Source organism: Klebsiella sp. CN_Kp100, from assembly GCF_040065315.1.
Lineage (GTDB): Bacteria > Pseudomonadota > Gammaproteobacteria > Enterobacterales > Enterobacteriaceae > Klebsiella > Klebsiella oxytoca.
Map to the genome: position 1 here is coordinate 184127 of NZ_JBEAIJ010000001.1, position 18255 is coordinate 202381.

The following is an 18255-nucleotide window of genomic DNA, read 5'->3' on the forward strand; positions in this document are numbered from 1 at the left end:
CAAGGTCTGGTCGTTTCAGGTTAATGCAATTGTGACGCAGAGTAGCGTTGCCGGTGAAATAGTTACCCACAGGGGAACGGAGAATGATACCGGGAAACGATAATTCACACCTTTGCTTACACTTTGCGATTAGCTGTTGCGAATGTTCGCTGGTTAACCCATTCAGTGCATTGATACTCTGGCTATCCCAGAGGTATTGATAGGTGGAGTCGACTTCAGGTTGACCACTCTAATTACACCAGCCTGCGCAGATGCGCAGGTTTTTTTTTGCCTGCCGCTGCCGTTGTTACAGTTAGCGAAAATAGCAATAACTGGTTGCACTTAGGCTTATTCCCTTGCGTTTTATGGCTGGCACCGGCGGAGGAAAAAACGAGACAATCAGGATCCCAGAGGTATTGATTGGTGAGTTTTTTACGTACGCTCTTCGTACTGATTATCTTGCACCGACCTGCGCGGATGCGCAGGTTTTTTTTGTCCTGAATTCCGCTCCCCACACTGCATTTCCCGCCGCTTCTCGTGTAACCTGCTTTGACTGATTAACCGGTCAAACGGAGTTGTTATGCTTTTGGGATTTTTTAGACTGCTATTCAAAGGATTGTATCGGGTAAGGCTTACCGGTGACACGCAGGCGCTGTACCAGCAAAAGGTACTGATCACCCCAAACCATGTCTCTTTTATTGACGGCGTTCTGCTGGCGCTTTTCCTGCCGGTGCGCCCGGTCTTTGCGGTCTATTCCTCGATTAGCGAGCGCTGGTTTATGCGCGCGCTAAAGCCGCTGATTGATTTTGTCCCGCTGGATCCCACCAAACCGATGTCGATAAAGCATCTGGTACGCCTCATTGAGCAGGGGCGCCCGGTGGTGATTTTTCCGGAAGGGCGCATTTCGGTGAGCGGTTCGCTGATGAAGATTTACGACGGCGCGGCCTTTGTGGCGGCGAAGTCGCAGGCAACCATAGTGCCGTTGAGAATCGAAGGCGCCGAATTAACCCATTTTAGCCGTCTGAAGGGGCTGGTCAGACGCCGCCTGTTCCCGCGCATTCAGCTGCACCTGCTGCCGCCGACTCATTTGCCGATGCCCGAGGCGCCGCGCGCCCGCGACCGGCGAAAAATTGCCGGTGAGATGCTGCATCAGATCATGATGGAGGCGCGGATGGCGGTGCGCCCGCGCGAAACGCTGTACGAGTCGCTGCTGGCGGCCCAGGACCGCTTCGGCGCGCGTAAAAACTGCGTGGAAGATATCAACTTTCAGCCGGACACCTACCGCAAGCTGCTGACCAAAACCCTGTTCGTGGCGCGTATTCTGGAAAAATACAGCGCTCAGGGGGAAAAAATCGGCCTGATGCTGCCGAATGCAGGAATTAGCGCGGCGGTGATTTTCGGCGCGATCGCCCGTGGACGCATCCCGGCGATGATGAACTATACCGCCGGAGTGAAAGGCCTGAGCAGCGCCATTACCGCGGCGGAAATCAAAACCATCTTTACCTCACGCACCTTTCTCGATAAAGGCAAGCTCTGGCACCTGCCGGAGCAGTTGACTCAGGTACGCTGGGTGTTTCTCGAAGATTTAAAAGGCGACGTTACCGCCGCCGATAAGCTGTGGATTTTTGGCCATCTGCTGATGCCGAAGCTGGCGCAGGTGAAGCAGGAGCCGGAAGATGCGGCGATGATCCTGTTTACCTCCGGCTCGGAAGGCAATCCGAAAGGAGTGGTACATAGCCACAAGAGCCTGCTGGCCAACGTCGAACAGATTAAAACAATTGCCGACTTTACCGCTAACGACCGCTTTATGTCGGCGCTGCCGCTGTTCCACTCCTTTGGCCTGACGGTCGGCCTGCTGACCCCGCTGTTTACCGGCGCGGAAGTCTTCCTCTATCCCAGCCCGTTACACTACCGCGTGGTGCCGGAACTGGTATATGACCGTAACTGTACCGTGCTGTTCGGCACCTCCACCTTCCTCGGCAACTACGCCCGCTTTGCGAATCCCTATGATTTCTATCGCCTGCGTTACGTTGTCGCCGGCGCAGAGAAGCTGCAGGAGATCACGAAGCAGATCTGGCAGGACAAGTTTGGTCTGCGCATTCTTGAAGGCTACGGCGTCACCGAATGCGCGCCGGTGGTGTCGATTAACGTGCCGATGGCGACAAAAGTGGGCACCGTTGGCCGAATTCTGCCTGGAATGGATGCGCGTTTGTTGGCGATGCCCGGAATTGAAGAGGGAGGCCGGCTGCAGCTTAAAGGGCCGAACATCATGAACGGCTATCTGCGGGTGGAAAATCCGGGCGTACTGGAAGCGCCCGCGGCGGAGAATCAGCACGGAGAAGTGGAAAACGGCTGGTACGACACCGGAGATATCGTCAGCTTTGACGAGCAGGGCTACGTGCGGATACAGGGCCGCGCGAAGCGCTTTGCCAAAATCGCCGGCGAGATGGTGTCGCTGGAGATGGTCGAGCAGGTGGCGCTGGCGGTTTCGCCGGACAAAATGCACGCCACGGCGATTAAACAGGACGCCAGCAAAGGCGAGGCGCTGGTGCTGTTTACCACCGATAATGAACTGAATCGTGAAAAACTGCTGCGCTATGCCCGCGAACACGGCGTACCGGAGCTGGCGGTACCGCGCGACATTCGCTGGCTGAAACAGCTCCCGGTATTGGGCAGCGGCAAGCCGGACTTTGTCACTCTTAAAAGTATGGTTGATCGGACGGAAGATTCGGATGAGTGAGTCAGTACACACTAACAATTCGCTGTACTCGAAAGGGATGATAGCGGTTATCTGCGCCCAGTTTCTCTCAGCATTCGGCGACAACGCGCTGCTGTTCGCTACCCTGGCGCTGATGAAGCAGCTGTCCTACCCGGAGTGGAGCCAGCCGGTATTACAGATGTTGTTTGTGGGCGCTTACATTCTTTTTGCGCCGTTTGTCGGGCAATTTGCCGATAGCTTCGCTAAGGGACGAGTGATGATGGTAGCCAACGGCCTGAAGCTTATCGGCGCGGGCTGCATCTGCTTCGGCGTGAATCCGTTTCTCGGCTATACCCTGGTCGGTATCGGCGCCGCCGCTTATTCTCCGGCTAAATACGGCATCCTTGGCGAGCTGACTACCGGCGATAAGTTAGTGAAAGCGAATGGCCTGATGGAGTCATCCACCATTGCGGCGATCCTGCTCGGCTCGATGGCGGGCGGTATTCTCGCCGACTGGCACGTTGTGGCGGCGCTCAGCGTCTGCGCGGTGGTGTACGCCGGGGCGGTCGTTGCCAACCTGTGGATCCCGAAGTTGCCCGCGGCGCGTCCGGGGCAATCCTGGCGCTTCAGGCCGATGACCCACAGCTTTTTCAGCGCCTGTACGACCCTATGGCGCAACGGCGAAACCCGCTTTTCATTAGTCGGCACCAGCTTGTTCTGGGGAGCGGGCGTGACGCTGCGCTTTCTGCTGGTGCTGTGGGTCCCGGTAGCGCTGGGCATTACCAGCAACGCGATGCCGACCTACCTTAACGCGATGGTGGCGGTGGGGATCGTGCTGGGAGCTGGCGCGGCGGCGAAGCTGGTGACGTTGGAAACGGTGTCGCGCTGTATGCCTGCCGGGATATTAATTGGCGTGGCGGTCATCTTTTTCGCCATTCAGCAGGCGCTGCTGCCGGCGTTTGCTCTGCTGCTGCTGCTCGGCGCGTTTGGCGGCTTCTTTATCGTGCCGCTCAATGCGCTGCTCCAGGAGCGCGGCAAGCATACGGTCGGCGCGGGCAACGCTATCGCGGTGCAGAACCTGGGCGAAAACGTGGCGATGCTGCTGATGCTGGGGCTCTATTCGCTGGCGGTGAGCATCGGCATTCCGGTGGTCGGCGTGGGGATGGGTTTTGGCGTAGTGTTCGCGCTGGCAATTACCGCCCTGTGGATCTGGGGACGGCGCAAATAACATCCCCGGCTCGCGCTGCGCTTAGCCAGGCTACCGTTCCGCCTATGCGGTGACGCTGTAGCCCGGATAAGGCGTCAGCCGCAATCCGGGAGCTTTTAGAACTTGTAGCCCGAAAAGATGCTTAGCATCGCCTCCGGGAAAGAGGCCTGTATGGTTGCGCCATTTTGTCGCCCGGACAAGGCGTTCACGCCGCGACCGGGACTTTACGCTCTTACGGCGCCGGGTAGGTATAGACCTGATGCACCGCTTCAATCTCCGCTAACACCTCTGCGCTCAGCTCCAGATGGAGGCTTTCGACGTTGGTTTTCAGCTGTTCCATGGTCGTCGCGCCCAGCAGGGTACTGGCGACAAACGGCTGACGACGCACGAAGGCCAGCGCCATTTGTGCCGGGTCAAGGTTATGCCGCTTCGCGATATCGACATAGGCCGCCACCGCTTTTTGCGTTTGCTCGCCGCTATAGCGCGTAAAACGGCTGAACAGCGTATTGCGCGCGCCGACCGGTTTTGCGCCATTGAGGTACTTCCCGGTCAGCGTACCGAACGCGAGGCAGGAATAGGCCAGCAGTTCAACGCCTTCATACTGGCTAACTTCCGCCAGGCCCACTTCATAGCTGCGGTTCACCAGGCTGTACGGGTTCTGGATCGTCACAATGCGCGGCAGGTCGTGTTTATCCGCAAGATGAAGGTAACGCATGACGCCAAATGCTGTTTCGTTGGAAACGCCGATATAGCGAATTTTGCCGGCACGCTGGAATTCAGCCAGAGCATCCAGCGTATCCAGGAGAGTGACGACCGGCGCGGAATCGGCCCAGGTGTAGCCCAGTTTGCCGAAACAGTTGGTTGGGCGCTGCGGCCAGTGTACCTGATAGAGATCGAGATAATCGGTCTGCAGGCGCTTCAGGCTGTCGTGAAGCGCCTCGCGGATATTTTTACGATCCAGTTTGTGGTCAGGACGGATGCTGCTGTCGTTATTGCGGGCAGGGCCGCTGACTTTAGAGGCGATAACCAGCTTCTCGCGGTTACCGCGCTTCGCCAGCCAGTTGCCGACGTAGGTTTACGTCAGACCCTGGGTTTCCGGGCGCGGCGGGACGGGATACATTTCAGCGACATCGATCAGGTTTATGCCCTGGCTCACGGCGTAATCGAGCTGCTCATGGGCGTCTGCCTCGCTATTCTGCTCACCAAACGTCATTGTGCCCAGCCCCAGCGTGCTGATTTCAAGAGAACTGTGTGGGATACGGTGATACTGCATAGCCGGCTTCCTTTTTTTATCAACAAGGTCAGGCGTTCCCCGACAAAGGAATATAAAAATGGCAGAGGGGAAGAAAAAGGGGAAGTAAAAAAATCAAAAAAGCCGGGCTGGCGGAATCAGGCCTGACGAATCCTCGCGGACAGATCAGGTGTATCCCGACTTTTATTTTAATGCTGAAGAATATTGAAACCTGCTTAGGCGAGCGATAAAGGAGCCATCGCTGCGTAGCGGCGAGTCTTAACGTTTAATAATCTGCGAAACGTCATCACGATTGATCTGCATTTTATTACCCTGCTGATCTTCGTAGCTGATAAGGCCAGTATCGTCGTCTATAGCGGGTTTGCCGTCAGTCAGAATCATGCGACCATCTTTGGTTGCCATGACGTAATCGCTGCTGCAACCTGAAACCGAGAACGCCAGTCCTACGGCGGAAATCAATACTGCCCATTTTTTCATCGTTATCACCCCTATTATAGCCGCACCTCGTACCAGTATATTAATAGCCTGATTTGTGAGACATAAAAAGCAGTTAAGTCTTAAAAAAAGATTGCAGCCCGTTTCAGGGCTGCATTTTAGCGCTCTACAGCGGATTTTTTTTATTTCGCAGCAGGTTGAGGCTCTCAACCGCAATCGAGAAGAACATGGCGAAATAGATGTAACCTTTCGGCACGTGCACGTCGAAACTTTCGAGCATCAGCGTAAAGCCGACAAGGATCAAAAACGACAGCGCGAGCATTTTTACCGAAGGGTGGCGATCGACAAAATCGCCTATCGAGCGGGCGGCAACCATCATCACCAGCACCGCGATAACTACTGCCGCCATCATTATAAACAGATGATCCGACAGCCCAACGGCGGTAATGACCGAATCGAGGCTGAAAATAATATCCAGCAGCATAATCTGCACGATAGCGCCCATAAATGAATGAACGTTGGTTTTCAGCCCTTCTTCTTCGCCTTCGATGGATTCGTGGATCTCTTTACTCGCTTTCCAGATCAGAAACAGCCCGCCGAGCAGCAGGATCAGATCGCGAAAAGAGATCTCCTGACCTAATACGGTAAAGAGAGGGTGAGTGAGCTTGACGACCCATGCGATTGACGCCAGCAGCGCCAGACGCATGATCATCGCGCCCATCAGCCCAATGCGGCGGGCATGTGCCCGTTGTGCCGTGGGCAGCTTAGCGACCACCAGAGAGAGGAAAATAATATTATCGATCCCGAGCACTATCTCCAGCAGCGTCAGCGTACCAAGCGCCAGCCAGGCGTTAGGATCGGTTACCCATGCAAATAACATCATTCAAAGTCCTGCAAAATAGAAAGAAGCAATTATATGCAACCGTCATGGCAGAACAAAAAATTAATCATCATCCAGGCCGTTCAGCTTTGGTTTACCTTATTGTTAGCCGATTGCGCTGACCCAGGTCGCGTAAGGTTTCTACGCTTCGGCAGGCGTTTAATGACCGCCGTGAAGCAAGCCGATTTATTTAGGGTAAAGAAGAAAATGGCGGGCGAGCAGGGCGGCGGTAAAATTTTTCTTCAGATAGAAACCGCGCGGTAAGGTGAGGATCGGTTCGCCGCGGGCGCCTACGGCCTCGGTCAGCGCTTTGCTGTTGGCCGCTTTCGGGCGCAGCTGCAGAACTTCGCCGTGGCGAGCGGTGATACGTTCGACCTGGCCAAGGACGATCAGGTCCATCAGCTCTTCCCAATCCATACGTAGCTGTCGCTCTTCTTCTTCGCTGGGGCTCCACAGCAGCGGAGCCCCAACGCGGCGGTCGGCTAAAGGGATCGCGCGATCGCCCTCTACCGGTACCCACAGCACGCGCTTAAGCTTGTGACGAACGTGGCTGCTCTCCCAGGTAACGCCGCTGTTGCCGGTTAGCGGCGCGACGCAGACGAAGGTAGTTTCCAGCGGCCGGCCAAAAGCATCGATGGGAATCGTTTTCAGCTCAACGCCGAGGGTGGCGAAATCCTGCTCCGGCTTGCTGCCTGCGCTCGCCCCCAGCCATATTTCCAGCAGAATACCGATCCAGCCTTTATCACGTTTTAAATCGCGCGGAATGGGAATTCCGGCAAGCATCGCCAGCTCTCCCAGCGAATAGCCTGCCAGCTGCTGCGCCTGGGCCAGCAGCTGCGCCTGGCTTTGCGGGGGGGATAACAGCGGCGCGATGGTCGACATAACGTAAAACCTCTGACTAAAAAATGAGCGGTAATTTCATCCGTTGTGGATAGAGTTTACCTTTTCTTGGGTAAGTATGACAATTTGATGATTCATATAGCTTTTTTTGCGATTTTTTGCCGCGATGAAATTTGTAAAACCGGGTTTTCCAGAACTGGTCACCGACAATGAACAGGATCTTACACCATGTTATCCACAGAAAAATGGGATAACTGGGGAAAAGCCCCACTACTGTTTCCATTTACAGCCTTGACGTGAGAGGAAAATCGAGTTTTTAGACAAAATATGCCCAGAGCGCTTGCGTAATCTGTGGATAAAACCAACATTGCTCGATCTTTCATCAGTTCCAGGATCGCTTATGTGATGATCGTCACGTTATGCAGTGGATTATGAAATTTCACCATGCTAACTTAATGAAAATTAGGTCATTATTATCGAGGGTTATGACTACGCCGTTCGGATGATTCCGGGTTTTCCCTGGTTAATTCCGTACTTCTTCACAACTCTATCCACAGAAAAAGTGAATAAAATCGTCCGGGTACGGCTTTCGCTGTTTATAACTCCGGGTATTACTGTGAGTTATTCAAATGTTATTCGATCTCATCGCCCTCACAGAGTGGTTTACCGTTTCCAGCGAGTGTGAAACAATCATTCACATTGAAGCTTATTTTGAGGTAGTCCGGTGATTGATGACGATGGCTACCGCCCAAATGTCGGTATTGTAATCTGTAATCGCCAGGGCCAGGTTATGTGGGCCAGGCGCTATGGTCAGCACTCGTGGCAGTTCCCGCAAGGGGGCATAAATCCAGGAGAATCAGCAGAGCAGGCGATGTATCGGGAATTGTTCGAAGAAGTCGGGCTTAGCCGCAAAGATGTGCGGATCCTCGCTTCAACCCGTAACTGGTTGCGTTACAAATTGCCTAAACGTTTGGTGCGTTGGGACACAAAGCCGGTATGTATCGGCCAGAAACAGAAGTGGTTTCTCCTGCAATTGATAGGCAGTGATGCAGATGTCAATATGCAAACCAGCAGTACACCTGAGTTTGATGGCTGGCGATGGGTAAGCTACTGGTACCCGGTGCGTCAGGTGGTGTCGTTTAAGCGCGACGTATACCGCAGGGTGATGAAAGAGTTTGCCAGCGTCACAATGGCGCTGGCGGAAAACACGCCTAAGCCGCAAAGCGCGCCTGCATATCGACGTAAAAGAGGTTAAGCCACGCACATTATGCTCACTCGGTTGCGAGAAATAGTCGAGAAGGTCGCGAGTGCGCCACGTTTAAACGAGGCGCTGGATATCCTGGTAACCGATATCTGCGCTGCGATGGAGACGGAAGTTTGTTCGGTTTATCTGGCTGATCATGACCGACGCTGTTATTACCTGATGGCGACGCGCGGGTTGAAAAAGCCCCGCGGGCGCATCGTTGCGCTTGCTTTTGATGAAGGCCTGGTCGGCCTGGTCGGCCGCCTGGCGGAACCCATCAACCTCGCCGACGCGCAAAAGCACCCCAGCTTTAAATATATTCCTGCCGTAAAAGAGGGCCGCTTTCGCGCTTTCCTCGGGGTGCCGATTATCCAGCGGCGTCAGCTGCTCGGCGTGCTGGTGGTACAGCAGCGCGAGCTGCGCCAGTTTGACGAAAGCGAAGAGTCTTTTCTTGTCACGCTGGCCACGCAAATCGCCGGCATTCTCTCCCAGTCCCAGCTAAACGCGCTATTTGGTCAGTATCGTCAGACCCGCATCCGCGCGCTGCCCGCATCGTCCGGCGTAGCAATTGCCGAAGGCTGGATGGACGTCAGCCTGCCGCTGATGGAGCAGGTTTATGAAGCCTCAACCCTCGATACCGCTTCCGAGCGCGAGCGGCTGACCGGCGCGCTGGAAGAGGCGGCGAATGAGTTTCGCCGCTACAGCAAACGCTACTCTGCTGGCGCGCAGAAAGAGACGGCGGCCATTTTTGACCTCTATTCGCACCTGCTTTCTGACGCGCGCCTGCGCCGCGAGCTGTTTGCCGAAGTGGATAAAGGCGCGGTGGCCGAATGGGCGGTGAAAAAGATCATCGAGAAATTCGCCGAACAGTTTGCCGCGCTCAGCGATGGCTATCTGAAAGAGCGCGCGGGCGATCTGCGCACGCTGGGCCAGCGGCTGCTTTTCCATCTCGACGACAGTATTCAGGGGCCAAATACCTGGCCGGAGCGCATCGTGCTGGTGGCGGATGAACTGTCGGCCACCACCTTAGCGGAGGTTCCTCAGGATCGTTTAGCCGGCGTGGTGGTGCGCGATGGCGCGGCGAACTCCCATGCCGCGATTATGGTCCGCGCGTTGGGCATTCCGACGGTGATGGGGGCGGATATCCAGCCTTCGTTGCTGCACGGCCATACGCTGATTGTCGATGGCTATCGCGGCGAGCTGCTGGTCGACCCGGAGCCGGTGCTGCTGCAAGAGTATCAGCGCCTGATCAGCGAAGAAAACGAGCTTAGCCGCCTGGCTGAGGACGATCTTGAACGCGCTTCGGAACTGAAAAGCGGCGAGCGGGTAAAAGTGATGCTCAACGCGGGCCTGAGCCCCGAGCATGAAGAAAAGCTCGGCAACTTCGTCGACGGGATTGGACTTTACCGTACCGAAATCCCCTTTATGCTGCAAAGCGGCTTCCCCTCTGAAGAGGAGCAGGTTGCCCAATATCAGGGCATGCTGCAGATGTTCAACGATAAATCGGTGACGCTGCGCACGCTGGACATCGGCGCGGACAAACAGCTGCCGTACATGCCGATCAGCGAAGAGAACCCGTGCCTTGGCTGGCGTGGGATTCGGATCACGCTCGATCAGCCGGAGATCTTTCTGGTGCAGGTCCGCGCGATGCTGCGCGCCAACGCGGCGACCGGAAACCTCAGTATCCTGCTGCCGATGGTTACCAGCCTCGATGAAGTGGATGAGGCTCGTCGCCTGATCGATCGCGCCAGCCGCGAAGTGGAAGAGATGATCGGCTACGCCATTCCCCGCCCGCGTCTTGGCGTGATGCTGGAAGTGCCGTCGATGGTGTTTATGCTGCCGCAGCTGGCGAACCGCGTCGATTTTATTTCCGTCGGCACCAACGATCTGACCCAGTACATTCTGGCGGTGGATCGCAACAATACCCGGGTCGCCAGTATGTATGACAGCCTGCATCCTGGGGTTCTGCGGGCGCTGGCGATGATTGCCCGCGACGCCGAGCGTTTTGGTATCGATCTGCGCCTGTGCGGAGAAATGGCGGGCGATCCAATGTGCGTGACGATCCTGATTGGCATGGGCTATCGTCATCTGTCGATGAACGGCCGTTCGGTGGCGAGAGTGAAGTATCTGCTGCGGCGCATCGATATCAATGAAGCTCAGGAGCTTTCACAGCGAAGCCTGGAAGCGCAGATGACCGCCGAAGTGCGCCATCAGGTCGCGGCATTTATGGAACGACGAGGACTCGGCGGCCTGATTCGCGGCGGCCGTTAGCGCGGGCTACGGTTCAAGAATTTGTAGCCCGGGTAAGGCGCAACACGCCGCTTCCGGGAATGGCCGGCAAATTTTGTAGCCCGGGTAAGGCGTTAGCCGTGGCCCGGGACGACGCTGACGAGGTTCGAGCGGCCTGAGGGTTGGGTAGCCCGGACAGGCGCAGCGCGCCGCCTCCGGGAATGCTCAGCCGCGAATTCGCATTCGTATACATATCTTTTACATGTCCAACGGGGATCGCCCCTGGCGCTTATGCTATCATTCGCAGCCTTTGGAGCGCCCGTTTCTGACGCGCGTGAACGATCCCCGCTGTCCACTTTCGGCGGAATAACAAGTCTTTATGGTGACAGATGAATAGTGGCTACCTGCATTTTCCGGAGTTTGATCCGGTAATTTTTTCCATTGGACCGGTCTCCCTCCACTGGTACGGCCTGATGTACCTGGTTGGGTTTGTTTTTGCGATGTGGTTGGCCACCCGTCGGGCCAATCGTCCAGGCAGCGGTTGGACAAAAAACGAAGTTGAAAACCTGCTGTACGCCGGATTCCTTGGGGTTTTCCTCGGCGGGCGTCTTGGCTATGTCTTCTTCTACAACCTGCCGGTGTTCCTCGACGATCCGCTCTATCTGTTCCGCGTCTGGGACGGCGGTATGTCCTTCCACGGCGGCCTGATCGGCGTGATTCTGGTGATGATCATTTTCGCCAAACGCACGAAGCGTACCTTCTTCCAGGTTTCTGACTTCATTGCGCCGCTGATTCCGTTTGGTCTCGGCGCCGGGCGTCTGGGTAACTTTATCAACGGTGAACTGTGGGGTCGCGTCGATCCGAACTTCCACTACAGCATGATTTTCCCCGGCTCTCGGGCGGAAGATCTGGCGCTGCTGCCATCGCATCCGGAGTGGCAATCGCTGTTCGATACCTACGGCGCGCTGCCGCGTCATGCTTCGCAGCTCTATGAACTGGCGCTGGAAGGCGTGGTGCTGTTCCTGATCCTGAACCTCTTTATCCGTAAGCCGCGTCCGGCCGGTTCGGTTTCCGGGCTGTTCCTTATCGGCTATGGCTTGTTCCGCATCATCGTGGAATTCTTCCGCCAGCCTGATGCGCAGTTTACCGGCGGCTGGGTACAGTACATCAGCATGGGGCAGATTCTTTCGATTCCGATGGTGCTTGCGGGTATCATAATGATGGTCTGGGCGTACCGTTCTCGTCCGCAGCAACAAAATTCTTGAGGAACCATGAAACAGTATCTTGATTTGATGCAGAAAGTGCTCGACGAGGGCACGCAAAAAAATGACCGCACCGGTACCGGCACCGTCTCTATTTTCGGCCACCAGATGCGTTTTAACCTGCAGGAAGGATTCCCGTTGGTGACGACCAAGCGCTGTCATTTACGCTCCATCATCCATGAACTGCTGTGGTTCCTGAAGGGTGACACCAACGTCGCGTATCTGCACGAAAACAACGTCACTATCTGGGATGAATGGGCGGATGAAAACGGCGACCTGGGTCCGGTTTATGGCAAGCAGTGGCGTTCCTGGCCCGCGCCGGACGGCCGTCACATCGACCAGATTAGCACGGTGATGGAACAGCTGAAAAACGATCCCGACTCTCGTCGGATTATCGTCTCGGCCTGGAACGTCGGCGAACTGAACAAAATGGCGCTGGCGCCGTGCCATGCGTTCTTCCAGTTCTATGTCGCCGACGGCAAGCTCTCCTGCCAGCTCTATCAGCGCTCTTGCGACGTGTTCCTCGGCCTGCCGTTCAATATCGCCAGCTACGCGCTGCTGGTGCATATGGTAGCCCAGCAGTGCGACCTCGAAGTGGGCGATTTTGTCTGGACCGGCGGCGACACGCACCTGTACAGCAACCACATGGAGCAGACGCACCTGCAGCTAAGCCGCGAACCGCGGGCGCTGCCGAAGCTGGTGATCAAACGCAAGCCAGCGTCGATTTTCGACTACCGCTTTGAAGACTTCGAAATCGAAGGGTACGATCCGCATCCGGGGATTAAAGCGCCGGTCGCGATTTAACCCCGAAGTCATGATGAAAACCGGCGCCTGCGAGCGCCGGTTTTTTTATGCGCCAACCCGGCCGAGCCGCGGCTGTAAGCCGCTGGTCGTACGGATTTTTTGCGAGCAGATTTCCTGTACTTTTGTAATCCGTTGCAACGCCTTGAATACTCTCCGAGGCGCGACGCAAAGCGCCATTTTCCCGTTCGTATAAAGCCTCAATGCTACGCATACTCGGGCCATGAACAGAGAACATGGCTATACCCTGATTGAAACCCTGGTCACCATGGTCGTCGTCGTCATTCTTGGCGCCAGCGGACTTTATGGCTGGCAGAGCTGGCAACAGCAGCAGCGTCTGTGGCAAACCGCCTGCCTGGTTCGCGATTATCTGGTGCTGCTACGCGATGACGCCAACTGGCACAACCGCGACAGGGTATTAAGCGTCGACCGAAGCGCGGAGGGCTGGTGCCTGAGCGTCAGCGGATTGACGAACGACTGTAGCGTCAGCAACGCTTTCACGCTGCAGCCGCTATGGCCGGAGGTTTCGCTCAGCGCGATGACGCCGGGGCTAGGATTTTACGGCCTACGAAATACCGCCTGGGCGGGACATATCCGCCTGCAAAGCGCGGCGGGCGGCTGGAATATTATCGTTTCTAACTGGGGGCGTATTCGCCTGTGTCGCGGCGAGGAGACGGCATCATGTCTGTAAAAAAACGCGGCTTTTCCCTGCCGGAAACGCTAATGGCGATGGCGATCGGCTCCGTGCTGTTGCTCGGCAGCGCGCGTTTTCTCCCGGCGCTGCAGTGGGCCGCGCTTCGCCAGACCCGGCAGCAGGCGCTGGAAAATGAACTATGGCAGCGAATCTACACCGTAGCGAAGCATCTGCAGCGCGCAGGTTATTGCCGTGGCCGCTGTAGCGGGCAACCGCTGTATATCGCAGAGAGCGGCGATTGCCTGCTTGTTCGTTGGGATGGCAACAGCGATGGCGTCTGGAATCGCTCTCCGTCATCAGAATCTGATACTACCGGATTTCGCCTGCGCGACGGGGCGCTGGAAACCCTGAGAGGGGCGGAGGAGTGTAGCGGCAAGGGCTGGGAGAAAATGACCAATCCAGCGGCGATTCAGGTCACCGTTTTTCAGGTTACCCGGCAGAATAAGACGGATTTTTCGCCTGAGTTGTCGATAACGCTGGCGGCGCATTCCGTTGCCGACCCGCAAATCCGCGCGCGAGCGGAATATGGCGTAACGGGGTATAACCTGTGAATCGCCAGCGCGGGCTCTCTTCGCTGCTGATGGTGCTACTGCTTTTAGCGCTTGGCACACTGTTACTCCAGGGGCTGCACCAGCAGCAGCGTTCGCTGTTAGCGCAGACGGCCAGCGAAACGCGGGCGCTTCGCGACGCCGCTGATGCGCATTCCGCGCTGCAGTGGGGAAAAACGCTGACCTGGCCGTTGCAAGAAGCGGTTAGCTGCCAGCAGAAGGCTGCACTCGACTGGCGCGCCTGTCTGAGGATCTTCAGCGACGCCTCGGTATTGCTCATTGGCAGCAGCGGCGGTGGCAGAATGCTGCTGTGGCAGTCGGGCGCTGTGGAACAAAATCGCGTCCATTTTTCACCACACGGCTGGAGCGATTTTTGCCCGTTAAAGGAGGTGAGCCTATGCCAGATGCCCTGAGCCGGCAGAGAGGGTTTAGCCTGCCGGAAACGCTCCTGGCTTTAGTCTTGCTGATCGTCACCGTCACCGCGCTGGCGGGCTATCAGCGCGGGCTGGCCAGCAGTTCTATGCAGCTCACCCAGTACCGTCAGCTGTGGCGCGATGCGTGGCGATTTGGTCAGCTTAGCCCTCCGGCGATTGCCGGGGGCCACCAGATATCCCGTATGCAGACATCGATGCAAAGATGTGTCAGCATCACGGTAACGATCACGATGCCCGCAGCCAGGCGGGCGCAGATGACCCGGCTCCATTGCCCGGTCAGTCAGTAGCCAGGAGCGAATATGTTAAGGGTGTACCACTCAAACCGTCTGGATGTGCTTGAAGCCTTGATGGAGTTTATCGTCGAGCGCCAGCGGCTGGATGACCCTTTTATGCCGGAAATGGTGCTGGTACAGAGTACCGGGATGGCGCAGTGGCTGCAGATGACGCTGGCGAAGCGCTTCGGGATTGCGGCCAACATTGAGTTCCCGCTACCCGCCAGTTTTATCTGGGACATGTTCGTGCGGGTGCTGCAAGATATTCCCGGAGAAAGCGCGTTCAGCAAGCAAAGCATGAGCTGGAAACTTATGACTCTGTTACCAGAGCGGCTTAATGATGAATCTTTTACGCTACTGCGCCACTACCTGCATGATGATAGCGACAAGCGTAAACTGTTTCAGCTGGCCGCCAGAGTGGCGGATCTCTACGACCAGTATCTGGTTTATCGCCCGGAGTGGCTGATGCGCTGGGAGGCTGACCAGCGCGTTGACGGGCTGGGAGAGGCGCAGGAGTGGCAGGCGCCGCTGTGGAAAGCGCTGGTGGAATATACCGCTGAGCTGGGCCAGCCGCTGTGGCATCGCGCCAACTTGTACCAACGTTTTATCAGCGCGCTTGAAGACGCCGAACAGCCGCCCGCCGGGCTGCCATCGCGGGTCTTTATTTGCGGAATATCGGCGCTGCCGCCGGTGTATCTGCAGGCGCTCCAGGCGCTGGGTAAACATGTTGATGTATATGTCCTCTTTACTAACCCGTGCCGCTACTACTGGGGCGACATCAAAGATCCGGCATTTCTGGCCAAACTGCTGTCCCGCCAGCGGCGCCACCACCGCGAAACGGCGCGAGAGCTGCCACTGTTCCGCGATGCGGAACAGGCGCCGGGGCTGTTCAACGACGCCGGTGAGCAGGATGTCGGCAACCCGCTACTGGCCTCCTGGGGTAAGCTGGGGCGCGACTATATCTACCTGCTGGCGGGTCTTGAACGCTATGAAGAGCTGGACGCTTTTGTCGATATTGTGCCGGATAACCTGCTGCATAATCTTCAGGCGGACATTCTCGAACTGCGCAATGAAGCCGTGGCCGGGCGCAGCGCCGAAGAGTTTGCCAATAGCGGCAGCAAGCGGCCATTGGCAGCGGACGATCGCAGCCTGACGATTCATGTTTGTCATAGCCCACAGCGAGAAGTTGAGGTGCTACACGATCGGCTGCTGGCGATGCTCGAAGAGAATCCCGAGCTCACGCCGCGCGATATTATCGTCATGGTGGCGGATATCGATAGCTATAGCCCGTATATTCAGGCGGTTTTCGGCAGCGCCAGCGGCGAACGCTGGCTGCCGTGGGCGATTTCCGATCGACGCGCCCGTGAATCGCATCCGGCACTGCAGGCCTTTCTCACGCTCCTTTCGCTGCCCGATAGCCGCTTTGCCAGCGAAGATGTGCTGGCGCTGCTTGACGTGCCGGTGCTGGCGGCGCGCTTTAACATTGACGAAGAGGGGCTGCGCTACCTGCGACAGTGGGTGAACGAATCCGGCGTACGCTGGGGGATGGATGATGACAACGTGCGTGAACTCGACCTCCCGGCAACCGGCCAGCATACCTGGCGCTTTGGCCTGACGCGCATGTTATTGGGCTATGCCATGGACAGCAGCGAGGGTGAGTGGCGCTCGGTGCTGCCTTATGATGAGTCGAGCGGGCTGATTGCCGAGCTGGTGGGCAACCTGGCATCGCTGCTGATGCAGCTTAATCTCTGGCGTCGCGGGCTGGCCCAGGAGCGGCCACTGGCCGAGTGGCTACCGGTATGCCGCGATCTGCTGAATGACTTTTTCCTCCCGGATAGCGAAACGGAAGCCGCCCTCGCGCTGATAGAACAGCAGTGGCAGGCGGTGATTGACGGCGGCGTCGACGCCCAGTATGGCGAAACGGTACCGCTCTCCTTGCTGCGCGATGAGCTGTCCCTGCGCCTCGATCAGCAGCGTATCAGCCAGCGCTTTCTCGCCGGGCCGGTTAATATTTGCACCCTGATGCCGATGCGTTCGATTCCTTTCAAGGTGGTCTGCCTGCTGGGGATGAACGACGGCGTTTATCCGCGCACGCTTGCGCCGCTGGGCTTTGACCTGATGAGTCAGAAGCCGCAGCGCGGCGACCGTAGCCGTCGCGATGACGACCGCTATCTGTTCCTTGAAGCCCTGATCTCCGCCGAGCAGAAACTCTATATCAGCTATATCGGCCGTTCTATTCAGGATAACAGCGAACGCTATCCCTCGGTTCTGGTTCAGGAGCTGGCGGACTATATCGGTCAGAGCCACTGCCTGGAAGGAGACGAAGATCTGGATTGCGATGCCAGCGAGCGCCGCGTTAAAGAACATATTACTCATCTGCATACCCGCATGCCTTTTGATGCCGCGAATTTTCTGGCGAACGAAGATCAAAGCTATGCCCGGGAATGGCTGGCGGCTGCCAGCCAGCAGGGGGAAGCCCACGGTGAGTTTATCCAGCCGCTACCGGTCCCTGAACTCGATCACCTGCCTCTGGAACAGCTGCTGCGCTTCTGGCAGCATCCGGTACGCGCCTTCTTTCAGCAGCGGCTGCGGGTGAATTTCCGCTCGGAAGAGAGCGAGATCCCTGACGATGAACCTTTTACCCTCGAAGGGCTGAGCCGCTATCAGCTGAACCAGCAGTTGCTTAATACGCTGATTGAGCAGCAGGACGCCTCGGCAATGTATCGCCGTTTTCGTGCCGCCGGGGAGCTACCCTATGGCGCATTCGGCGAACTGGCCTGGGAAACGCAGCGTCAGGAGATGCAGAACCTGGCAGAGCGGGTGATAGCCTGCCGTCAACCGGGGCAGAGCATGGAAATCGATTTGCAATGTAACGGAGTCAACATTACTGGCTGGCTACAGCAGGTACAATCCGACGGTTTGCTGCGCTGGCGGCCATCGTTATTAAGCGTGGCGCAGGGAATGCAACTTTGGCTGGAGCATCTTGTCTATTGTGCTAGCGGCGGTCGCGGCGAAAGTCGGCTGTTTGTGCGCAAAGAAGGCGAGTGGCGCTTTCCCCCGCTGGCGCAGGAACAGGCCCAGGAATACCTGAATGAGCTCGTTGACGGTTACCTGCAGGGAATGTCAAAACCGCTACTGTTGCTGCCGGAAAGCGGCGGTGCATGGCTAAAAGTCTGTTATGACGCCGAAAAGAATGTCATGTTAATGGACGAAGAGACGCAGCAAAAAGCGCGCAGTAAATTTCTTCAGGCTTATGAAGGGAACATGGTGGTCAGAGGCGAAGGTGCCGACGTCTGGTATCAGCGCCTGTGGCGCACCCTGGAGCCGGAATACTATGAAGAGATCCTTACGCAAACGCAGCGTTATTTGCTACCGGTGTTTCGTTTTCATCAGTCCGAATAACATTGTAATAGTATAAAAATTGCGCAATAGATGGCACTTCATTTATGATGCGCAACCAATCACGGACTGATGTTTTATA

Annotated in this window: 14 protein-coding genes and 2 pseudogenes; 11 read left to right on the forward strand and 5 right to left on the reverse strand. The window is 56.7% G+C overall.

All coding sequences use genetic code 11. The annotated features are described in order from the left end of the window. Positions 1-559 precede the first annotated feature (559 nt). Positions 560-2719, forward strand: coding sequence for a bifunctional acyl-ACP--phospholipid O-acyltransferase/long-chain-fatty-acid--ACP ligase (gene aas / locus ABLV12_RS00890; protein ID WP_325905382.1), 2160 nt, complete (start codon positions 560-562; stop codon positions 2717-2719). Then, positions 2712-3905, forward strand: a complete 1194-nt coding sequence (gene lplT / locus ABLV12_RS00895) for a lysophospholipid transporter LplT (RefSeq protein ID WP_004105260.1) — start codon at positions 2712-2714, stop codon at positions 3903-3905. The genes aas and lplT overlap by 8 nt, the downstream gene beginning before the upstream one ends. A 211-nt stretch (positions 3906-4116) precedes the next feature. Here the strand turns inward: lplT and ABLV12_RS00900 are convergent. The 5 genes and pseudogenes from ABLV12_RS00900 to ABLV12_RS00920 all read right to left on the reverse strand — a co-directional run. Further along, positions 4117-5157, reverse strand: a pseudogene (locus ABLV12_RS00900) (NADP(H)-dependent aldo-keto reductase). Positions 5158-5394: 237 nt separating this feature from the next. Continuing rightward, positions 5395-5613, reverse strand: a complete 219-nt coding sequence (locus ABLV12_RS00905; protein ID WP_004105255.1) for a YgdI/YgdR family lipoprotein — start codon at positions 5611-5613, stop codon at positions 5395-5397. A gap of 124 nt (positions 5614-5737) precedes the next feature. Beyond that, on the reverse strand, positions 5738-6451 hold the full coding sequence (locus tag ABLV12_RS00910; RefSeq protein WP_348866747.1) for a TerC family protein: 714 nt from the start codon (positions 6449-6451) through the stop codon (positions 5738-5740). 186 nt (positions 6452-6637) lie between these two features. Beyond that, positions 6638-7333, reverse strand: coding sequence for a DNA mismatch repair endonuclease MutH (gene mutH, locus ABLV12_RS00915; protein ID WP_023330014.1), 696 nt, complete (start codon positions 7331-7333; stop codon positions 6638-6640). A gap of 121 nt (positions 7334-7454) precedes the next feature. Further along, a pseudogene (locus ABLV12_RS00920) lies at positions 7455-7562 on the reverse strand (hypothetical protein); the annotation flags it as partial. Between the two features lie 453 nt (positions 7563-8015). Between ABLV12_RS00920 and rppH the strand changes: the two are divergent. The 9 genes from rppH (at position 8016) to recC (ending at position 18176) form a co-directional block, all read left to right on the forward strand. Continuing rightward, complete coding sequence (rppH, locus tag ABLV12_RS00925) at positions 8016-8546, forward strand: RNA pyrophosphohydrolase (protein ID WP_004105248.1); 531 nt, start codon at positions 8016-8018, stop codon at positions 8544-8546. 12 nt (positions 8547-8558) lie between these two features. Continuing rightward, positions 8559-10805, forward strand: a complete 2247-nt coding sequence (gene ptsP, locus ABLV12_RS00930; protein WP_004105247.1) for a phosphoenolpyruvate--protein phosphotransferase — start codon at positions 8559-8561, stop codon at positions 10803-10805. A gap of 347 nt (positions 10806-11152) precedes the next feature. Continuing rightward, positions 11153-12028: a prolipoprotein diacylglyceryl transferase gene (lgt, locus tag ABLV12_RS00935; protein WP_004115094.1), complete on the forward strand. Its 876-nt coding sequence runs from the start codon at positions 11153-11155 to the stop codon at positions 12026-12028. Between the two features lie 6 nt (positions 12029-12034). After that, entirely contained in the window at positions 12035-12829 is a 795-nt protein-coding gene (gene thyA / locus ABLV12_RS00940; RefSeq protein ID WP_004105244.1) for a thymidylate synthase, read from the forward strand. A gap of 220 nt (positions 12830-13049) precedes the next feature. Then, positions 13050-13517, forward strand: a complete 468-nt coding sequence (locus ABLV12_RS00945; RefSeq protein WP_064397365.1) for a prepilin peptidase-dependent protein — start codon at positions 13050-13052, stop codon at positions 13515-13517. Continuing rightward, entirely contained in the window at positions 13508-14071 is a 564-nt protein-coding gene (locus ABLV12_RS00950; protein ID WP_325905381.1) for a prepilin peptidase-dependent protein, read from the forward strand. The genes ABLV12_RS00945 and ABLV12_RS00950 overlap by 10 nt, the downstream gene beginning before the upstream one ends. After that, complete coding sequence (locus tag ABLV12_RS00955; protein WP_064397369.1) at positions 14068-14481, forward strand: DUF2509 family protein; 414 nt, start codon at positions 14068-14070, stop codon at positions 14479-14481. The genes ABLV12_RS00950 and ABLV12_RS00955 overlap by 4 nt, the downstream gene beginning before the upstream one ends. Beyond that, on the forward strand, positions 14466-14789 hold the full coding sequence (locus ABLV12_RS00960) for a prepilin-type N-terminal cleavage/methylation domain-containing protein (protein WP_004105238.1): 324 nt from the start codon (positions 14466-14468) through the stop codon (positions 14787-14789). Before ABLV12_RS00955 ends, ABLV12_RS00960 begins: the two co-directional genes overlap by 16 nt. A gap of 12 nt (positions 14790-14801) precedes the next feature. After that, positions 14802-18176 carry an exodeoxyribonuclease V subunit gamma gene (gene recC / locus ABLV12_RS00965; RefSeq protein WP_335269710.1) on the forward strand — a complete coding sequence of 1125 codons (3375 nt, stop codon included), beginning with the start codon at positions 14802-14804 and terminating at the stop codon, positions 18174-18176. The last annotated feature ends 79 nt before the right edge of the window (positions 18177-18255 follow it).